The sequence below is a fragment of the Allobosea sp. GW822-FHT03F07 genome, assembly GCF_058801345.1.
This window is the reverse complement of record NZ_JBXAND010000005.1, coordinates 216123-232869: the sequence shown is the minus strand read 5'-3', so window position 1 is coordinate 232869 and position 16747 is coordinate 216123. Positions and strand designations below refer to the sequence as shown.

Genomic DNA, 16747 nt, shown 5'->3' with positions numbered 1-16747 from the left:
TTGCAGGGCGGAGCGGTAGAACCCGGCCGGGCGGGCGTCAACAGAAAAGCCCTTTTCGATCAGCAGCTTAAATCAATTCTAATGTAGGCCTATGTTGGTAGAATTCTAATTGTGCCGTCTATATGATGGCTCCTGGGGATGCGATGACGGCGCCGTCGGCGGGGCCGTCATGCGCCTTCGCCCGGAAGCCGCTCCGGCGAGGAGCCGACCTCCATCACTTCAAGAGCACTGGGGCGCCCTCGACTGCGCTCCACAAGAGCAAGAAGTCGTGGCTACAGCGCATGATCGAACCAAAGCCCCTCATGCTGGTTGGCATGACATCGCCGAACAAGATGGCCCTCGCCATCTGGGCTATGCTGACGAACCAAGAGGCCGAGCGGGATCCGGGAGCAGCGACCGCCTGATCGAACGATGAGGCGTCGATGCGGCCGGATGGCGGGCAAGCGAGGAGGTCACGAACGTCAAGCGCAGATGTCGGTCTGATCGGGATCAGGAAAAGCACCGAGGCTCCAAGAGCGAAAAGCTCGTCGAGTTGATTTCGCCGGACACGCGTATCAGCGATGGCGCCGATTTCTGCGGGTGGGATGAGAAAGACCGCAGGGATTGCGATCGCGTTGGAGTTTGCCGCGAGGGGCCGGTCATCTGGTTGTTACCGCACGGTCATACCGATTGCTTCGGGGGTATGGTGGGCCACCGTCAAAGGAGGCGAGACATGTCGACATCGAGAAATCCGCAACAGGATCGCAATGGCAGCGCGGACGGCCAGAGCGCTATGGCCTTCGGTTCGTTGGAAGGCATCACCAAGACGATGCAGGTGCAATTCGCGGCCGCCATCGCCGTGCCCCAGGCCATGCTGGAAGCCAACCTGACTATGGGCTCCGAACTGTTCGGCTTCATCGGGCGGCGCATGAAGGCGCAGGCGGAATTGTGTAGCGAACTCAGCCAATGCCGCGAAGTCGCAGAGGCCGTCGCGGCGCACCGCAGGTTCAGCGAGCGCGTCACGAGCGACTATTCCAGCGAGTTTGGTCAAATAGCGACGATCGTGAGCAAGGAGCTGGAGACCGTAACCGCCGTCGCGACGGAGGTTGTGGGCGAGGCGGGCAAAGCGGGCAAGCTTGCCGCCTAAGCCGGCGCTCTGGACACTCTTCAGCCGTGCAGCTCTCGGACTGGTCGCCGGGCTGATTTCCAGACTCGGCGAGCAGTCCGATTGGGCGCAGTGCATCTGGGGGCGACGCCCCTGCCCGTGCGGGCTCCATTATCAAGCCTGTCTTCCGCCGCAAGTATTGGTGGCGCGTAGCTGTGCCACGACGCGCTCACGGCCGATCGAGACCGGGATTTGGCTGAGTGGGGAAGGGTGAGAAGCCGGCTTTGATTTCCGGGGAGAGGCATATTGCCGAGAGCAACGCGCCCCTCCGATCAGCGCCGCGTCTCTTCGGTGACGAGCGAAATCATCCGGACCGAGCCGCGCCGCGCCGGATCGAGCGAGCCGCGCAGGCCGATGACGGCATCGCTGGCGGTGGCGTCGTCATGGAGGCTCGCCTCGCGCAGGCGCATCTGCCGGCGCAGGCCGCGAGCTTCCGCTTCCATTCGCGAGATGCCGACACGCTCGTCGATCTGCTTGCGCTGGCCGTTGCTCAGTTCCGAGGCGCTGCGGAAATCGCGGAAGTCGCGCGCGCTGTAGGGCCAGTTCGAGCCGCCGACGAAGGTCCTGACCTTGCCGTCGAGCACGACGCTGTCGCCGGGACGGAGCGTGAAGTCGCGCAGCAGCGAGACCCGGCGCTCGCCCGCCTGCACGATGGCGGGGCGGCAGGCCGCCGCGTCCTTCGTGGTCTCATGGCTCCAGGCCATGGGCAGCGCATCGTAGCGCTTGCCGTCGGCGGCCTGGGCGTCGCCGATATTGGCGGAGCCGGCAGCGACGCGGAACACCTTCACCGGGATGCCCGGGTTCATCGCCTGGCAGAGCGCCTCATGCGCCTTCATGTCGGAGGCGGCGCGGAGATGGCCGATCGGGGCGTGGAAGCCGTCGCAGAGGCGCACGCAGATGGTGCGCGGGACATCGGCCGCGCCGGAGACGGTGTCGAGCCGGGCCTGAGTGGTGCGCCTGGCGCCGGCATCCCTGGCCTGGCGCTTGGAAGCATCCGCCACCGCGCGCTGCCGGAAGGGGTTGAGTTCGACCGGCGGATGCGCGATCCGGCCATCGGGCTCCATCCGCAACAGCGGGATCTGCCAGCCGGAACGGGCGGGCGCATAGGCCGAGGCGCGGGGCTGGCTGCCCTGCTGGAGCGCCTGGCGGTTGGCGTATTCCTGGCGATGGAAGGCGCGGATGCCGGCATCGTCCTCGGCCTGCACCAGAGAGACGGTGAAGACGGCGCCACCGGCGCCGAGCGCCAGACCCAGCGCCGCCATGGCGCCGAGGCGCGCCGGCTTGCCGGCACGCGGCAGAATTTCGGTGCAAAGGCTTGGGACGACACCTTTTTCGTCGCAGGCCGAAACCCGCGCCGGAACTTCACGGACACGCAACATCGCGTCGACTCCACCCTACGCCTGCTTACCCGTCCGCCGCTTGAAGGGTGTAGTTTACTTTCCGTTAAGGTTCAACGCCGGCCCGGGCCGCAGCCGGCAAAACAGGGTGCAATGCTTAACGCGCCAAGCCGTCCGTTCCGCTTCGGTCCTAGTCTGCCATGGTGCATGGCAAAGCTTGCGCGGGGCTTGCCGCTCAGGGGCTTGCCGCTCAGATGACGGCGAGAACGACGCCGGCCCACATGCAGAAGAGGATGGCGACGCCGACGGCGAAGACCGTCGAGCGGACCCGCAGGTCGTTGGAGCCGACATGCACCAGCGTATGCACGACGCGGGTCGCGACATAGGCCCAGGCGAGGGCCGCCATGATGTAATTGGTCGCCCCGACCTCCATCGCCAGCATGATCAGCGCGAAGAAGATCAGCGGTGTCTCGAACTGGTTCGAGAAATTCGCCGCCGCGAGCCTGGCGGGCTCGGGATAGGCTGCAGCCGAGACCGCGACATCGGCCATGTTGACCTGCTTGGTAGCGAAGGCCGTCTTGCGCCGCAGGAACATGATGACGAGGACGATGAAGATCCAGAGGACCAGGGCCAGCGAGGGATAAACCAGCTTGAGCGACATCAGCGTCCCCGATCGTCGCGCAGCGTGGCGTCAGGCCGGCGCTGCGTGATCGGGAGCGAAGCCAACAAGCCCGTCAAATGCAAGCGGGGCGGGCCCGAATGGACCCGCCCCGCCGAAGATGACAGTGGATAAGGCATCGACCCGAAAAGTGGACTGCGGCTTTCGGAAAAGTCGATGCAGGATCAGAACAGCCCGTTTCAGGAGCGGGTCGGGTAGTTCGGGCTCTCGCGCACGATGGTCACGTCGTGGACATGGCTCTCGCGCAGGCCGGCGCTGGTGATGCGGATGAAGCGCGCCTTGGCCTGGTAGTCCTTCAAATCCTTGCCGCCGACATAGCCCATGGCGGCGCGAAGCCCGCCGGCGAGCTGGTGCAGGACGCCGGAAACCGGGCCCTTATAGGCGACCTGGCCCTCGATGCCTTCCGGCACGAGCTTGAGCGCGTCCTTGATGTCCTGCTGGAAGTAGCGATCGGCGGAACCGCGCGCCATCGCTCCGACCGAGCCCATGCCGCGATAGGATTTGTAGGAGCGGCCCTGGTAGAGGAAGGTCTCGCCCGGGGTCTCGTCGGTGCCGGCCAGAAGCGAACCGACCATGGCGCAGGAAGCGCCTGCCGCCAATGCCTTGGCGAGATCGCCGGAGTATTTGATTCCGCCATCGGCGATGACCGGGATGCCGGCCTTGGCTGCAGCGTTGGCGGCGTCCATCACGGCGGTGAGCTGGGGCACGCCGACGCCTGCGACGATGCGGGTGGTGCAGATCGAGCCCGGGCCGATGCCGACCTTGATGGCGTCCGCGCCGGCGTCGATCAGCGCCTGGGCGCCGCCGGCGGTCGCGACATTGCCGGCGATGATCTGGACGGCGTTGGAGAGCTTCTTCACCCGGGCAACGGCCTCGAGCACCTTGGAGGAATGGCCGTGCGCGGTGTCGACGACAATCAGGTCGACGCCGGCATCGACCAGCATCTCCGAGCGCTCATAGCCGAGATCGCCGGTCGTGGTCGCGGCCGCCACCAGCAGGCGGCCCTTGGCGTCCTTGGCGGCGCTGGGATGGGCGACCTGCTTTTCCATGTCCTTGACGGTGATCAGGCCGATGCAGCGGTAGTGATCGTCGACGACGAGCAGCTTCTCGATGCGGAACTGGTGCAGCAGCCGGCGCGCCTCATCCTGGGTGACGCCCTCGCGCACCGTGATCAGCCGGTCCTTGGTCATGATCTCCGAGACGGGCTGCTCCGGGTTGGCGGCGAAGCGGACGTCGCGGTTGGTGAGGATGCCGACGAGCTTGCCCTTGTGCCCTTGCGGGCCGCGCTCGACCACCGGGATGCCGGAGATCGAGTTGTGCTTCATGATCGCCAGCGCTTCGCCCAGCGTCTCGTCGGGGAAGATCGTGATCGGGTTGGCGACCATGCCCGATTCGAACTTCTTGACGAGGCGGACCTGCGCCGCCTGCTGGTCGGCCTCGAGATTGCGATGGACGACACCGAGGCCGCCGGCCTGCGCCATGGCGATCGCCATCTTCGCTTCGGTCACCGTGTCCATCGCCGAGGCGATGATCGGCAGGTTGAGCGAGATCGTCTTGGTGAGCTGGGTGCTGATGTCGACATCGGCCGGCATGACCTCGGACGGGCCGGGCTCGAGGAGCACGTCGTCGAAGGTGAAACCGTCGCGAATGAGACCGTCGAGGGAAAGCGTCATCGTCAACTCCGACACCGGCTCGGGCCGGCTCTGTTGCGGTCTCGCGGAGGGCGCCCGCGACCGGGTTGACGAGGCCCGTTAGCATGCGCCCGCCGCCGCCGCTAGAGCGCCGCAGCGAATATTTTGCAATGCGGCGATGCGCGGCGGCGAGCCTGGCGGAGCTAGCGGCGCTGCTTCGGCTGCGCCGCTCTGGTCGCGGCCGCCGGAGTGTCGGGCGCAACACCGATACAGCCCATGCCCATCATCATGCCGCCGCGTGCGTCGGCCATGGCGGTGCAGTCATTCTGGCGGATGCAGGCGCGCTCTCGCGCCATCTCGCCATAGCCCTGAGGAGAGGTCTTGAAGGTGCAGGTCTGATGCCAGTCGGTATCCATCGCTCTTGCGGGAGAGGGCGCGGCCAACATGGCTGCGCCGGCGCAAAGGGCGAGGGCAGCTGCGCGCCAGCCGCTGTGAAAGGCAGGGAGGTGAGGTCGGTCGAGCATCGGACGTCTCCAGATCGTTGGCAAAAACAAGCGCCCCTTCGATGTCCGGGCCATGACGGACATCTCATCAGATGGGAGATGGTGGCCGCCATCGGCACTGTGCTTGGCGCATGACGGGGCTGTCTTTTGCGGTAGTCGAGACGCTCAGCGCATGGCGGTGATGCGCGAGGCGAGGGCTGCGGGCCCGACTTGTCCTCGTCACGTCCGATTCGTGCGGCTAAGGCAGAGCGTCGTTCACGCGAGGCCCGACCATCTTGCAGCGCGCCAAACTCCTGCCCCTGATCGTCGCCTGCGCGCTGTTCATGGAAAACACCGACTCGACGGTGATCGCGACCTCGCTGCCGGTGATCGCGCAGTCGCTCGGCGAGGATCCGATCGCGCTCAAGCTGGCGCTGACCTCCTATCTCGTCAGCCTCGCCGTGTTCATCCCGATCTCGGGCTGGATGGCGGACCGCTATGGCGCCCGCACGATCTTCCGCGCCGCGCTCGGCGTGTTCATGCTCGGCTCGATCCTCTGCGCGCTGTCGAATTCGCTCGGGGCCTTCGTCGGCGCGCGCTTCATCCAGGGCATGGGCGGGGCGATGATGGTGCCGGTCGGGCGGCTCGTCATCCTGCGCAGCGTCAGCAAATCCGAGCTGGTCGGCGCGCTCGCCTATCTGACCGTGCCGGCGCTGGTCGGCCCCGTCGTCGGTCCGCCGCTCGGCGGCTTCATCACGACCTATTTCGACTGGCGCTGGATCTTCTTCATCAACATTCCGATCGGGATTGTCGGCATCCTGCTGGCGAGCCTGTTCTTTGAGGATGTGCGCGAGGAGGACGTCGCGCCGCTCGACATCAAGGGCTTCATGCTGTCGGCCTTCGGCTTCGCCAGCCTGATGCTAGGGCTCGCCACCGGCGGGCGGCACCTGGTTCCCGAGGCGGTGTCCTATGCCTGCGTCGCGGCCGGCGTCGCGGCGCTCGTCGCTTACTGGTTCCATTCGCGCCGCGTCGCCCACCCCGTCCTGAACCTGTCGCTGCTGAAGATTCCGACCTATCGGATCGGCGTGATCGGCGGCTCGATCTTTCGCACCGGCATCGGCGCGATCCCCTTCCTGCTGCCGCTGATGCTGCAACTCGGCTTCGGGCTCGACGCGCTGCAATCAGGGCTGATCACCTTCGTCTCTGCCGCCGGTGCCCTGCTGATGAAGACGGCGGCGAAGACCATCCTGGCGCGCTTCGGCTTCCAGCGGGTGCTGACCGTCAACGCCGTGGTCGGCGCGGCGTTTCTCGCGGCATCGGGCCTGTTCACGCCGCTGACGCCGCATTGGCTGATGCTGTCGGTATTGCTGATCGGCGGCTGCTTCCGCTCGCTGCAATTCACCGGCATCAACGCGCTGAGCTATGCCGACGTCTCCAACAAGGAGATGTCGAGCGCGACCAGCCTGTCGAGCGTGGCGCAGCAATTGTCGCTGAGCCTCGGCGTCACCATCGGCGCCTTCGCGCTGGAGACGGCACATGCATTCCATGGCGGTGCTGCCCTCGGCGCCGGCGATTTCTGGCCGGCCTTCATGCTGGTCGGGCTGATCTCGGCTTCATCCGTCTTCATGATGGCGCAACTCGCGCCCGATGCCGGCGCCGAGGTCTCCGGTCATAACCTGAGCGATCCGCCGTTCAGCGCCCGCAAAGCGACGGCGGAGGCGATCGCCGACCAGAAGCCGCTGGAGTGACGGCGGCAGTCAGGCTTTGCGCAGACGTTCGCTCGCAAACGCTCCCGTTTGAACCCACCGCCCTGTGTGCTAACGTGTAATTCATATGTAACACACGGAGCGGCGCTATGAGCGAAGCGACCTTCACCTTCAGGGTCGATGAAGCCCTGAAAAGCGAATTCGCGTCCGCCGCCAAGGCGCGTGATCGTTCCGGCGCTCAATTGCTGCGCGATTTCATGCGTGATTTCGTGCGCCAGCAGCAGGAAGCGGCAGGCCATGACGCTTGGTTCCGCGAGCAGGTCCAGATCGGAGCGCGTTCGGCCGATGCCGGCGAGCTGGTTGCCGCCGACGAGGTCGAAGCCCGGTTCGCGGGCCGGCGCGCCGCGACGCGGCGCCGGCTCCAGGCGCCTGAATGACGCGCTTGTTCTGGACCCGCGAGGCGATACGGGACCGCGAAGAGATCTACGACTATATCGAGGCCGACAATCCGGTGGCCGCTCTGGCGCTCGACGAATTGTTCTCCGAGAAGGCGGCGCGGTTGGTCGACCATCCGGCGCTCGGCCGTCCAGGCCGCGTCGCCGGCACGCGGGAACTGGTCGTTCACGGCAATTATGTCGTGGTCTATGACCTTGTCGGCGATCGGGTGCGCGTGCTGCGTGTCCTGCATGCGGCGAGGCAATGGCCGCCGCAGAGGTGAGGGGCTGTCGCCGGGAACGAACGGACCGGCTTCGACCCGTCCCAGAAATTGAACGGGGCTTCGGCTAACCGGGCCCTCCCGGCATGTTGCGATCGATCTGTTCATGAAACGCCTTGAGATCAGCGGCGGCGTCTGCCTCGTTGAGCGCGGCAACATCTCGATACAGGTTCTGACCGGACAAAACCTTGTTCCCTTCGCGGATCGAGATGTCCGCGTACGTCTTCCGAGATGTGCTGATATTCTGTCGTGCGCGCTTGGGTAGAGGGCGAATGGCGATCAGCCAGAAAACACCGCCGCCGAGCGCGCCTGCCAGGAACTTTTCCGCGTAAGATCGGATTTTGTGGAGCCTGCCGGCCGCAGTCAAAACCCCGTCCTGCACCAGCCAGACATTGTCGACCTTCGCGCTGAAGCCCTTTGACGACGGCAGAAGCTCAAGAAGCAGCCAAGGAACGATTGCAATTAGGCCTGCCGTTGCGCAAACGAAAGCAACACTGAGGCGCCCGTGATCGCGAACGACGACGTAAATCGGGATCGCCAAGAACAGCGTTGCCGGGTAGGCACCTACCGTTAAGACGGTCATTAATGCCCAGAGAAATCGGCCGTCGATGCCGAACGCGTAAACGGTATACACAGCGCTCGCCACGAGCGGGCCCAGCGCCATCGCCAGACAAACGCGCTTTATCGAGGGCAGGTCCGTGCGCGTCATGCCTCGGCTTCAGTGCCAGGCGCGGGCTCCTCCGCCTTCCGCCGATACCCCGTCGCCAGCACATAGAGCTCGGACGAATCTGCCCGGCTGGCCGACGGCTTGACGTTGCGCACGGTGGTGAAGTCGCGCTTGAGCTGGGCCAGCAATTCGGCGCTCTCGCCACCCTGGAACAGCTTCGCCAGATAGAAGCCGCCGGGGGCGAGTATCGTGTAGGCGAATTCCAGCGCGGCTTCGGCCAGCGCGATGATCTTGAGGTGGTCGGTCTTCTTGTGGCCGGTCGTGTTGGCGGCCATGTCGGACATCACGCCGTCGGCGCGCCCGCCGAGGCGCTGCGTCAGCAGGGCAGGGGCCTCGTCGGCCATGAAATCCAACTGGATCAGGTCTACGCCCGGAATCGGATCGACGGGGAGCAGGTCGATGCCGACGATGCGGCCCTTGCCCTTCTCCAGCCCGATCCGCGCCGCCGCGATCTGGCACCAGCCGCCGGGCGCGCAGCCGAGATCGACCAGCTTCTGCCCCGATTTCAGGAACTTGAAGCGATCGTCCATTTCCTCGAGCTTGAAGGCGGCGCGCGAGCGATAGCCCATCTCGCGGGCCCGCTTCACATAGGGATCGTTGAGCTGGCGCTCGAGCCAGAGCTGCGAGGAATGCTTGAGCTTGCCGGCCTTCTTGACCTTGACGCGCATGTCGCGCGCGCCGCCCGACTTGCCGGCGACGCCGACCGCCTTGCCCGTCGACTTGCCGCCCGACTTGCCCGCCGATTTTCCGCCCGACTTGATGGTGCTCATCACCGCGCTCCCGGCGGCGTCGCCATGCTGCCGGCCCGTGTCCTCGAAGGCGTCATCTCATCTCCGGCGCCACCAGGCGCGGTCCTCATGCATCATCCTAAGCAGGATGCCCTCGCGCAGGCCGCGATCGGCGATGCGGACCCGCTCGCTCGGAAAGGCGCGGCGGATCGCCTCGAAGATGGCGCAGCCGGCCAGCACGAGATCGGCGCGCTCGCGGCCGATGCAGGCATTGGCCGCCCGCGCTGCATAGTCCATTTCGACCAGCCGGTCGATGACGGCGAGGATGTCCTCCTGGCGCATCCACAAGCCGTCGACCTCGCGGCGGTCATAGCGGGCCAGCCCGAGATGGATGCCGGCGACCGTCGTCACCGTCCCCGAGGTGCCGAGCAGGTGGAACGCCCTGGCGCCGCGCGCTGCGGCAGCCTTCTTCGCGAAGGGGGCGAGTTCCCTGGTGCAGTCCTCGACCATCGTCTCGAACAGCGCCCGGCTGACGTCGACGCCGCCATAGCGCTCGGCGACCGTCACGACGCCGATCGGCAGCGAGGCCCATTCGCGGATGCGGGCGGCGGGATCGCGCGCCTCGTTGCGACCGCCCATCCAGACGATCTCGGTCGAGCCGCCGCCGATATCGAACACGATGACGCCCTCGGCCACGGGATCGGCCAGCGCGGCGCAGCCGGAGACCGCGAGCGCGGCCTCCGTGCGCTGGTCGATGATCTCCAGTTCGAGCTCGGCCTCGTCGGCGACGCGGCGGACGAAATCGGAGCCGTTGACGGCCGCGCGGCAGGCTTCCGTCGTCACCAGCCGGGCGCGCGTGACGTTGCGGTGGAGCATCTTGCCACGGCAGACCTTGAGCGCGTCGACCGCGCGGTCCATCGCGGCGTCGCAGAGCCGGCTGCTCGCCGCCAGCCCTTCGCCCAGCCGGACGATTCGCGAGAAGGCATCGACCACGCGAAAGCCGTGCTGGGCCGGCCGCGCGATCAGCAGCCTGCAATTGTTGGTACCGAGATCCAGCGCGGCATAGGTTGTCGGGGGTGCGCGTTGCGGCTGGATCCGCAATGCCTCAATGCCCGGGGAGGCCATTTTCGGCACAGTTGCGTGCGTCGCGCCGCCCGGATCGGGGCTCGCACCGTGAAATTGCGGAAGCGCTACCGCTGCGACATCCCGCTCCTGCCGGTCCTCGACCGCCACTTTCGCCCGTTCCTCTGGCCTGCCGCATCTGCCCCGCGCATCGGCCTTAAGGGCGTTGCGGCTGAGCCGGGCGACGAGCCCGGCTGCCTCTTTGGAACGAGCGTAACAACAGCGGGACTAAGGTGCCAAGCGGAACCTTCCGCCGGCGGGAGATTGGCAGGGGAGGCCTCGTTGTCGCCTGGCCCTTTTCTGCGGCTCCCGCCCTTGCCCTCGCGGGCGGGCTTCGGCCAGTCTCCGCGCGAGACGGCCCCGACTCGGCCGCCGCTTCAGGGAAGGACCGCCGCATGGCCGCCGCACGCCATATCCTCGCGATCGACCAGGGCACGACCTCCTCGCGCGCATTGATCTTCGACGCCGAACTCAACCTCGTTGCCAGCGCCCAACGCGAGTTCGCGCAGCATTTCCCGGCCTCGGGCTGGGTCGAGCACGAACCGGAGGACATCTGGGAGAGCGTGCTCGCGACCTGCCGCGAGGCGATCGCGAAGGCCGGGCTCGATGCGAGCGTCATCGCCGCGATCGGGATCACCAACCAGCGCGAGACGACGATGGTCTGGGACCGCCAGACGGGCCGCACCATCCACCGCGCCATCGTCTGGCAGGATCGGCGCACCGCGTCGCGTTGCGCCGAGCTGGTCGCGGCCGGCCATGAGGAGATGGTCGCGGGCCGCACGGGCCTGCGCATCGATCCCTATTTCTCGGCCACCAAGATCGCCTGGCTGCTCGACAATGTTCCCGGCGCGCGGCGGCGGGCGGAGGCCGGCGAACTCGCCTTCGGGACGGTCGATTCCTTCCTGCTCTGGCGCCTGACCGGCGGGGCGGTGCACGCGACGGATGCGACCAACGCCTCGCGCAGCATGCTCTTCGACATCAATCGCGGCGTCTGGGACGAGGAGTTGCTGGCGCTGTTCGACATTCCCGCGGCGCTGCTGCCGGAGGTGAAGGATTGCGCGACGCTCTTCGGCGAGACCGCGCCGGAGCTGTTCGGGGCCGCCATCCCGGTGCGCGGCATCGCCGGCGACCAGCAGGCGGCGACGATCGGCCAGGCCTGCTTCTCGCCGGGCATGGTGAAGTCGACCTATGGCACCGGCTGCTTTGCCCTGCTCAACACCGGCGATACGCCGGTCACCTCCCAGCACCGGCTGCTCTCGACGATCGCCTATCAGCTCGGCGGTAAGCGGACCTACGCGCTGGAAGGCTCGATCTTCATCGCAGGTGCGGCCGTGCAATGGCTGCGCGACGGGCTCGGCATCATCAACGATGCCAGCGAGACCGGGCCGCTGGCCCAGGCCGCCGACCCGGCGCAGGACGTCTATCTGGTGCCGGCCTTCGTGGGCCTGGGTGCGCCGCATTGGGATGCGCAGGCGCGCGGCGCGATCTTCGGGCTGACGCGCGGCACGGGGCCGCGCGAATTCGCCAGGGCGGCGCTGGAGAGCGTCTGCTACCAGACGATCGACCTGATCGAGGCGATGCATGCCGACTGGCCGCAAAGCGGGCAGGGGACCCGCGAGGTCCTGCGGGTCGATGGCGGCATGGTCGCCTCCGACTGGACGATGCAGCGCCTGGCCGACCTGCTCGACCGGCCCGTCGACCGCCCGAGCTTGCGCGAGACGACGGCGCTGGGCGCAGCCTATCTCGCCGGGCTCGACGCAGGCCTCCTGCCCGAGCCGGACCGCTTCGCCGATCTCTGGCGGCTGGAGCGGCGCTTCACGCCCGCCATGGCGGCGAGCGAGCGTGTCCGCAAGATCGACGGCTGGCGCGACAGCGTGCGCCGGACGCTGAGCGGCGCCTGATTCCCGGTGCGCGGACGGCGGAAGGGCGGCAAGACCTGGCGGGCGACGGGCGGCCGCGCGCGCCGGCACGCCTGTTCAGGCGGCTCCGCTGCGATTGCATGAGGGACTGCAATCTGGGGCTTGCCATTCGGCAAAGCTTTGATTAGACCCCGCCTCACCAACGCGAGCGCAGCCATCGGCGCCACGCCCTGTTGGGGGATCGTCTAACGGTAGGACCCCAGACTCTGACTCTGGTTGTCTAGGTTCGAATCCTAGTCCCCCAGCCACTTTTCCGTGGCTCGACAAGCAAGGATGTCACCGGACTGCTTGGGCCCGTACGGTCTTGCGCGGCGCAACCTGAAGGCCCACGGCGACATGCTCTGCCATGACTTGGCGTTCGCCCGCCTTGCCCGTGCGCTTAGCCCTCACCGGGCAAGGGAACTCTGCCAGCATCTCCTGAAGACGAGAAGCTCCCGCCGGCTTGATCGGCAACGCTGTCTCTCTCATGCGTATTGCCAGGGGCGATATGCAGGTTGGTCATCCCCACATCTCGGCCGGTTCTTCACTCGCGCGGGCCGCCCCCCGGAGTGAGTTCGAACGGCGGCGTCGGGTCCTTCTCGCCGCCTGCGGAACTCCGAGGAGGTCGGAAAGGGGCGTCGCGGAGACGTCGCGGCAGCGACCGCAAGCGAGAGCGGCCTCGGCATCGAGCCGGTCTTGACGACAGAAAGCCCCATTCCAAAATATCCGTCACCGCTGACTAGCTGGTCGGTGGCCTGAACCCATGTTGCTTCTAGGAGGATATGGCTTTGGCACCCCCTTCCGATCATTTCGAGCGCCCCGTCGTTATCCTGAGCCGCTTCGGTGTGGCGACTGCGGTCTCATCGGCGATGGAGGCATATATGTTCCTGACAGACTGGCCGGTCTCCCAGCGCGACGCGGCGCACGCACTGGCGCTGAAGGGCTGCCTGGCAGCCGTGCGGGGGGACATAGAGACTGAAACAGCTCGGGGGATCTTCGCTTCGTGGGCGGAGCGTCGCGGCATACTGGCCCCTGACGTTGCGGCTTTCGTCGCCAGCAGGCGAAGCAATTCCTACGGCGCGGCATAAAGAGCAAAGGGTCGGCCGCCCGCAAGGGGGCCGGCCCAAGTCTCGGAAGGAACGCCGCCCAGCAACCCTCCTCCCAAGGCCAAAAAGCAGACCCAGCGCAATGTCCGCGACCTTGGCAGCAAGGTGGCGTGTGTTACCTTTCCCTTAGAGCGGATCAAAAAGCCGCCATCGGCCTCGCCGTTGAAACCTTCGGCGTGGCCGGCCACGTAGGGAGGAAATACGATGCGAAAGGTGCTCATGACCGCTGTCGCGGTCTGTAGTCTCATGGCTGCCGCGTCGGTTGCCGGCGCTCAGGAAAAACTCAAGATCGGGGTGATGGCGACGCTGTCGGGCGCGTTGACGTCCGGTGGCGAGGACGGCGTGCGCGGCGTCCAGATCGCGGCCAAGGAACTCGGCAACAAGCTCGCCGGCCGCGACTTCGAACTGATCATCACCGCAACCGACGCCAGCCCGGATTCGGCGCTGCGCGCCGCGCGCAAGCTCGTCGAGCAGGACAAGGTGCAGCTCATCATCGGGCCGCTTTCCGGCTCCGAGGGCATCGCCATGCGCGACTACAGCAAGACCGTGCCCAACCTCGTCATGGTCAACGGCTCGTCCGGGGCGCTCGAGACCACCTTCGTCAATCCCTCGCCGAATTTCTTCCGGTTCAACAGCGACGGCGCGATGTGGATGGCCGGCCTCGGCGAATACGTGCTGAAGGACAAGGGCTTCAAGAAGATCGCGGTCATCGCCGAGGATTATTCGTTCCCCTATACGCAGGTCTTCGGCTTCGCGCTCGGCTATTGCCGCGCCGGCGGCGACATCGTCCAGCGCCAGTGGGTGCCGCTCGGCACCAAGGATTTCGGCTCGGTGATCGCCAACATCCCCGACGATGTCGACGCGGTCTTTCTGGGCCTCGGCGGCGGCGATGCCGTCAACTTCCTGAACCAGTACAGCCAGACCGGCGGCAAGGCCAAGTTCATCGGCGGCTCGATCATGGTCGACCAGACGGTGCTGTCGTCGAAGGGCGCCGCCAAGCGCCTGCTGGTGGGCACGCCCTCGTCCGGCGGCGTCGCCGACGCCTGGGACGATCCGCGTTGGAAAGCCTGGGTCAAGACGTATCAGGAGGCCTTCCCGGCCGATAAGCGCTTCGCCAGCCCTTCGCTCTTCGCGACCAACTACTACAATGCGGTCAAGGCGCTTGCGATCGCGATGGACAAGGTCAAGGGCGACATCTCCGATGGCGGGGCCAAGCTACGGGCCGAACTCGCCAAGGTCGAATTGGATGCGCCCAACGGCAAGATCAAGCTCGACGACAACCGGCAGGCGATCGCCACGACCTTCATCACCGAGGTCGCGGAACTGCCGAATGGCGACCTGACCAACAAGTTCGTCCGCGCTGTTCCCGACGTCACCCAGACGCTCGGCCTCTCGCTCGAGGCGTTCAAGGCGGTGGGGCTGCCGTCCCGGACCAATCCGGAATGCAAGAAATAGGCGCCTGAAGACTGCCGCAGGGGAGCAACGCGAGATGCGCACCCCTTCGCCCCGTGACGTCCCGGTGCCGGCGCCCCCGCTTCGCGGCGGGGGCGCATGGATGGCGGCTTGCCCGATGAGGCCCGAGCCGTGCCGCCGGACCTGCCTTCGAGAGGAACCATGAGTCGCGCAGTCGCGGTCTGCCACGGTCCCTTCGGCCGGGTTTCGATCTACGATCTCGACCGGCCATTGGTGCTGCATGCCCATCGCGAGGCCCATCTGATCTTCTTCCTGGAGGGATCGCGGGGGCTCGTGACGGTCGGCGGCCGCTGCACGCTCGTCGACCGCTTCATGGGCGTCGCGATCAATCCGTGGGAACCGCATAATTTCCAGCCGGAAAGCGCCGGCCGGTTCGGCCTCTTCCTCGTCGTCTATCTCAGGCCCGAATGGCTTGCCGCCCAGGCGATGAGCCCGCCGGGGGGGATCGTGTTTCCGTCGTCGGAACTGGTCGTTACCCGCGAGCTCGCCGCCTGGCGCGACAAGATCGTCGAGATGCTGCTGTCGCCGCGGCGCGACCTCAATCTCGGGCCGGTGCTGATGGCGCTGGCGCAAGCATCCAGCGAGCCGATCGAGCCGGAGCTGGCCTCGTCCTTCGCCCATCTCGCGCCGGAGGGCGCGCTCGACCGGCGCGTGCTGCGCGCCTGCCGCCTGCTCGAGGACCATCCGAGCTATGAGGGCGCGCTCGAACGGGTCGCGCGCGAGGCCGGGCTGTCGCGCGCCCATTTTTTCAAGCTGTTCCGGCAGCAGGTCGGCGTCACGCCAACGGTGTTCGCCAATACGGTTCGCCTCGACGCCGCGCTCGACCGGCTGGTCTTTTCCCGGGACCCGGTGACGCGGATAGGAAACAGCCTCGGCTTTTCCTGCCAGAGCGTCTTCACGCGCTTCTTCACCGCCCATATGGGCATGGCACCGCGCGACTATCGCCGCGTGCTGCGCACGGTCGGGGCCGCGCCCATGCAGGCAGCCCATGTCTGATTTCATCGCCCGCCGCCCGGTCTGGTCGCTCGTGATCATCCTCGCGGTCGGCCTCCTGGTCTGGCTGGTCTTCTCGGTCTGGACGCCGGGGATGGAAGCCATGTTCGGTCGCAAGCGCGTCTTCCTCAGCGCGCTGTTCAACGGCATCACGCTGGGTGCGCTCTACTTCCTGGTCGCGAGCGGCTTCACGCTGATCTTCGGACTGATGCGCAACGTCAATCTGGCGCATGGCTCGCTTTATCTGTTCGGCGGCTATCTCGGCTACAGCGCCGGCCAGTTCACCGGCTCCTGGCTGCTGGCGCTGCTGGCGGCCTTCATCGTGGTCGGCATCGTCGGCGTGCTGATGCAGGTGCTTCTCTTCCGCTGGATGGAAGGGCAGGATTTGCGCCAGACGCTCGTCACCATCGGCCTGTCGATCATCTTCGCCGACCTGCTGCTCTGGAACTATGGCGGCGACACCTTCCAGGTCACGACGCCGGACTGGCTTTCCGGCCCCGTGCAGCTGCCCTTCGTCGTCGCGCTGCGCAGCAATGGCGATCCGGTGATGATGACCTATCCCTTCGTGCGCATCGCCATCCTGATCGGCGCGATCATCGTCGGTATCCTGATGTGGCTCGCGCTCAACCGGACGCGGGTCGGCATGCTGGTGCGCGCCGGCGTCGATGATCGCGACATGCTCTCGGCGACGGGCGTGCGCGTTCAGCTCGTCTTCGTCATGATCTTCGCCTTCGGTGCCGGGCTTGCGGGGCTGGCCGGCGTCGTCGGCGGCACCTTCCAGTCGCTGCAGCCGGGCGAGGACACCAAGATCCTGCTGTCCTCGCTCGTGGTCGTCATCGTCGGCGGCATGGGCTCGATCCCGGGCGCCGCGATCGGCGCGCTGATCGTCGGCCTCGCCGAGCAGTTCGGCTCGGTCTACATGCCGACCTATGCGGTGATGCTGACCTTCGTCATCATGGTCGCGGTGCTGGCGGTGCGGCCTCAGGGCCTGGCGGCGAGGCGCTGA

The 16747-nt window shown here is 66.7% G+C and carries 16 protein-coding genes and 1 tRNA gene; 10 read left to right on the top strand and 7 right to left on the bottom strand.

Annotated elements, in window-relative coordinates; genetic code table 11:
• The first annotated feature begins 712 nt into the window (after positions 1–712).
• Positions 713–1126, top strand: coding sequence for a hypothetical protein (locus tag AC1RMY_RS16715; RefSeq protein ID WP_492866363.1), 414 nt, complete (start codon positions 713–715; stop codon positions 1124–1126).
• 290 nt (positions 1127–1416) lie between these two features.
• Here AC1RMY_RS16715 and AC1RMY_RS16710 read toward each other — a convergent pair whose 3' ends face one another.
• The 4 genes from AC1RMY_RS16710 to AC1RMY_RS16695 form a co-directional block, all read right to left on the bottom strand.
• Positions 1417–2523 (bottom strand): DUF2865 domain-containing protein, encoded by a 1107-nt coding sequence (locus tag AC1RMY_RS16710; RefSeq protein WP_492866361.1) that lies wholly within the window; start codon positions 2521–2523, stop codon positions 1417–1419.
• 208 nt (positions 2524–2731) lie between these two features.
• On the bottom strand, positions 2732–3142 hold the full coding sequence (locus AC1RMY_RS16705; RefSeq protein WP_492866359.1) for an MAPEG family protein: 411 nt from the start codon (positions 3140–3142) through the stop codon (positions 2732–2734).
• 197 nt (positions 3143–3339) lie between these two features.
• A complete protein-coding gene (gene guaB / locus AC1RMY_RS16700; protein WP_492866357.1) occupies positions 3340–4833 on the bottom strand; it encodes an IMP dehydrogenase in 1494 nt (497 codons plus the stop codon).
• A gap of 161 nt (positions 4834–4994) precedes the next feature.
• Positions 4995–5207: a hypothetical protein gene (locus tag AC1RMY_RS16695; RefSeq protein ID WP_492866355.1), complete on the bottom strand. Its 213-nt coding sequence runs from the start codon at positions 5205–5207 to the stop codon at positions 4995–4997.
• Between the two features lie 362 nt (positions 5208–5569).
• On the opposite strand from AC1RMY_RS16695, the gene AC1RMY_RS16690 reads away from it, so the two are divergent.
• From AC1RMY_RS16690 to AC1RMY_RS16680, 3 genes are all read left to right on the top strand, one after another.
• On the top strand, positions 5570–7021 hold the full coding sequence (locus AC1RMY_RS16690) for an MFS transporter (RefSeq protein ID WP_492866353.1): 1452 nt from the start codon (positions 5570–5572) through the stop codon (positions 7019–7021).
• Positions 7022–7128: 107 nt separating this feature from the next.
• Positions 7129–7416, top strand: coding sequence for a CopG family ribbon-helix-helix protein (locus AC1RMY_RS16685; RefSeq protein ID WP_492866351.1), 288 nt, complete (start codon positions 7129–7131; stop codon positions 7414–7416).
• Complete coding sequence (locus tag AC1RMY_RS16680; protein WP_492866350.1) at positions 7413–7697, top strand: type II toxin-antitoxin system RelE/ParE family toxin; 285 nt, start codon at positions 7413–7415, stop codon at positions 7695–7697. Before AC1RMY_RS16685 ends, AC1RMY_RS16680 begins: the two co-directional genes overlap by 4 nt.
• A 64-nt stretch (positions 7698–7761) precedes the next feature.
• On the opposite strand, the gene AC1RMY_RS16675 is transcribed toward AC1RMY_RS16680, so the two are convergent.
• Genes AC1RMY_RS16675 through AC1RMY_RS16665 form a run of 3 tightly spaced genes read right to left on the bottom strand, consistent with a single transcriptional unit; the run spans position 7762 to position 10274 of the window.
• The gene (locus AC1RMY_RS16675) at positions 7762–8403 is read right to left on the bottom strand and encodes a hypothetical protein (RefSeq protein WP_492866348.1); all 642 of its coding nucleotides are present in this window, start codon (positions 8401–8403) and stop codon (positions 7762–7764) included.
• Positions 8400–9191, bottom strand: a complete 792-nt coding sequence (locus AC1RMY_RS16670) for an RlmE family RNA methyltransferase (protein ID WP_492866346.1) — start codon at positions 9189–9191, stop codon at positions 8400–8402. Before AC1RMY_RS16670 ends, AC1RMY_RS16675 begins: the two co-directional genes overlap by 4 nt.
• Before the next feature lie 57 nt (positions 9192–9248).
• Positions 9249–10274: a Ppx/GppA phosphatase family protein gene (locus AC1RMY_RS16665; RefSeq protein WP_492866632.1), complete on the bottom strand. Its 1026-nt coding sequence runs from the start codon at positions 10272–10274 to the stop codon at positions 9249–9251.
• Positions 10275–10666: 392 nt separating this feature from the next.
• Between AC1RMY_RS16665 and glpK the strand changes: the two genes are divergently transcribed.
• The 6 genes from glpK (at position 10667) to AC1RMY_RS16635 (ending at position 16747) form a co-directional block, all read left to right on the top strand.
• The gene (gene glpK / locus AC1RMY_RS16660) at positions 10667–12172 is read left to right on the top strand and encodes a glycerol kinase GlpK (RefSeq protein ID WP_492866344.1); all 1506 of its coding nucleotides are present in this window, start codon (positions 10667–10669) and stop codon (positions 12170–12172) included.
• Between the two features lie 192 nt (positions 12173–12364).
• Positions 12365–12438, top strand: a tRNA-Gln gene (locus AC1RMY_RS16655).
• 513 nt (positions 12439–12951) lie between these two features.
• A complete protein-coding gene (locus AC1RMY_RS16650) occupies positions 12952–13257 on the top strand; it encodes a DUF982 domain-containing protein (RefSeq protein ID WP_492866342.1) in 306 nt (101 codons plus the stop codon).
• Between the two features lie 222 nt (positions 13258–13479).
• Positions 13480–14730 carry an ABC transporter substrate-binding protein gene (locus tag AC1RMY_RS16645; protein WP_492866341.1) on the top strand — a complete coding sequence of 417 codons (1251 nt, stop codon included), beginning with the start codon at positions 13480–13482 and terminating at the stop codon, positions 14728–14730.
• Between the two features lie 159 nt (positions 14731–14889).
• Positions 14890–15744 (top strand): helix-turn-helix transcriptional regulator, encoded by an 855-nt coding sequence (locus AC1RMY_RS16640; RefSeq protein ID WP_492866339.1) that lies wholly within the window; start codon positions 14890–14892, stop codon positions 15742–15744.
• Positions 15737–16747 carry a branched-chain amino acid ABC transporter permease gene (locus tag AC1RMY_RS16635; RefSeq protein WP_492866337.1) on the top strand — a complete coding sequence of 337 codons (1011 nt, stop codon included), beginning with the start codon at positions 15737–15739 and terminating at the stop codon, positions 16745–16747. Before AC1RMY_RS16640 ends, AC1RMY_RS16635 begins: the two co-directional genes overlap by 8 nt.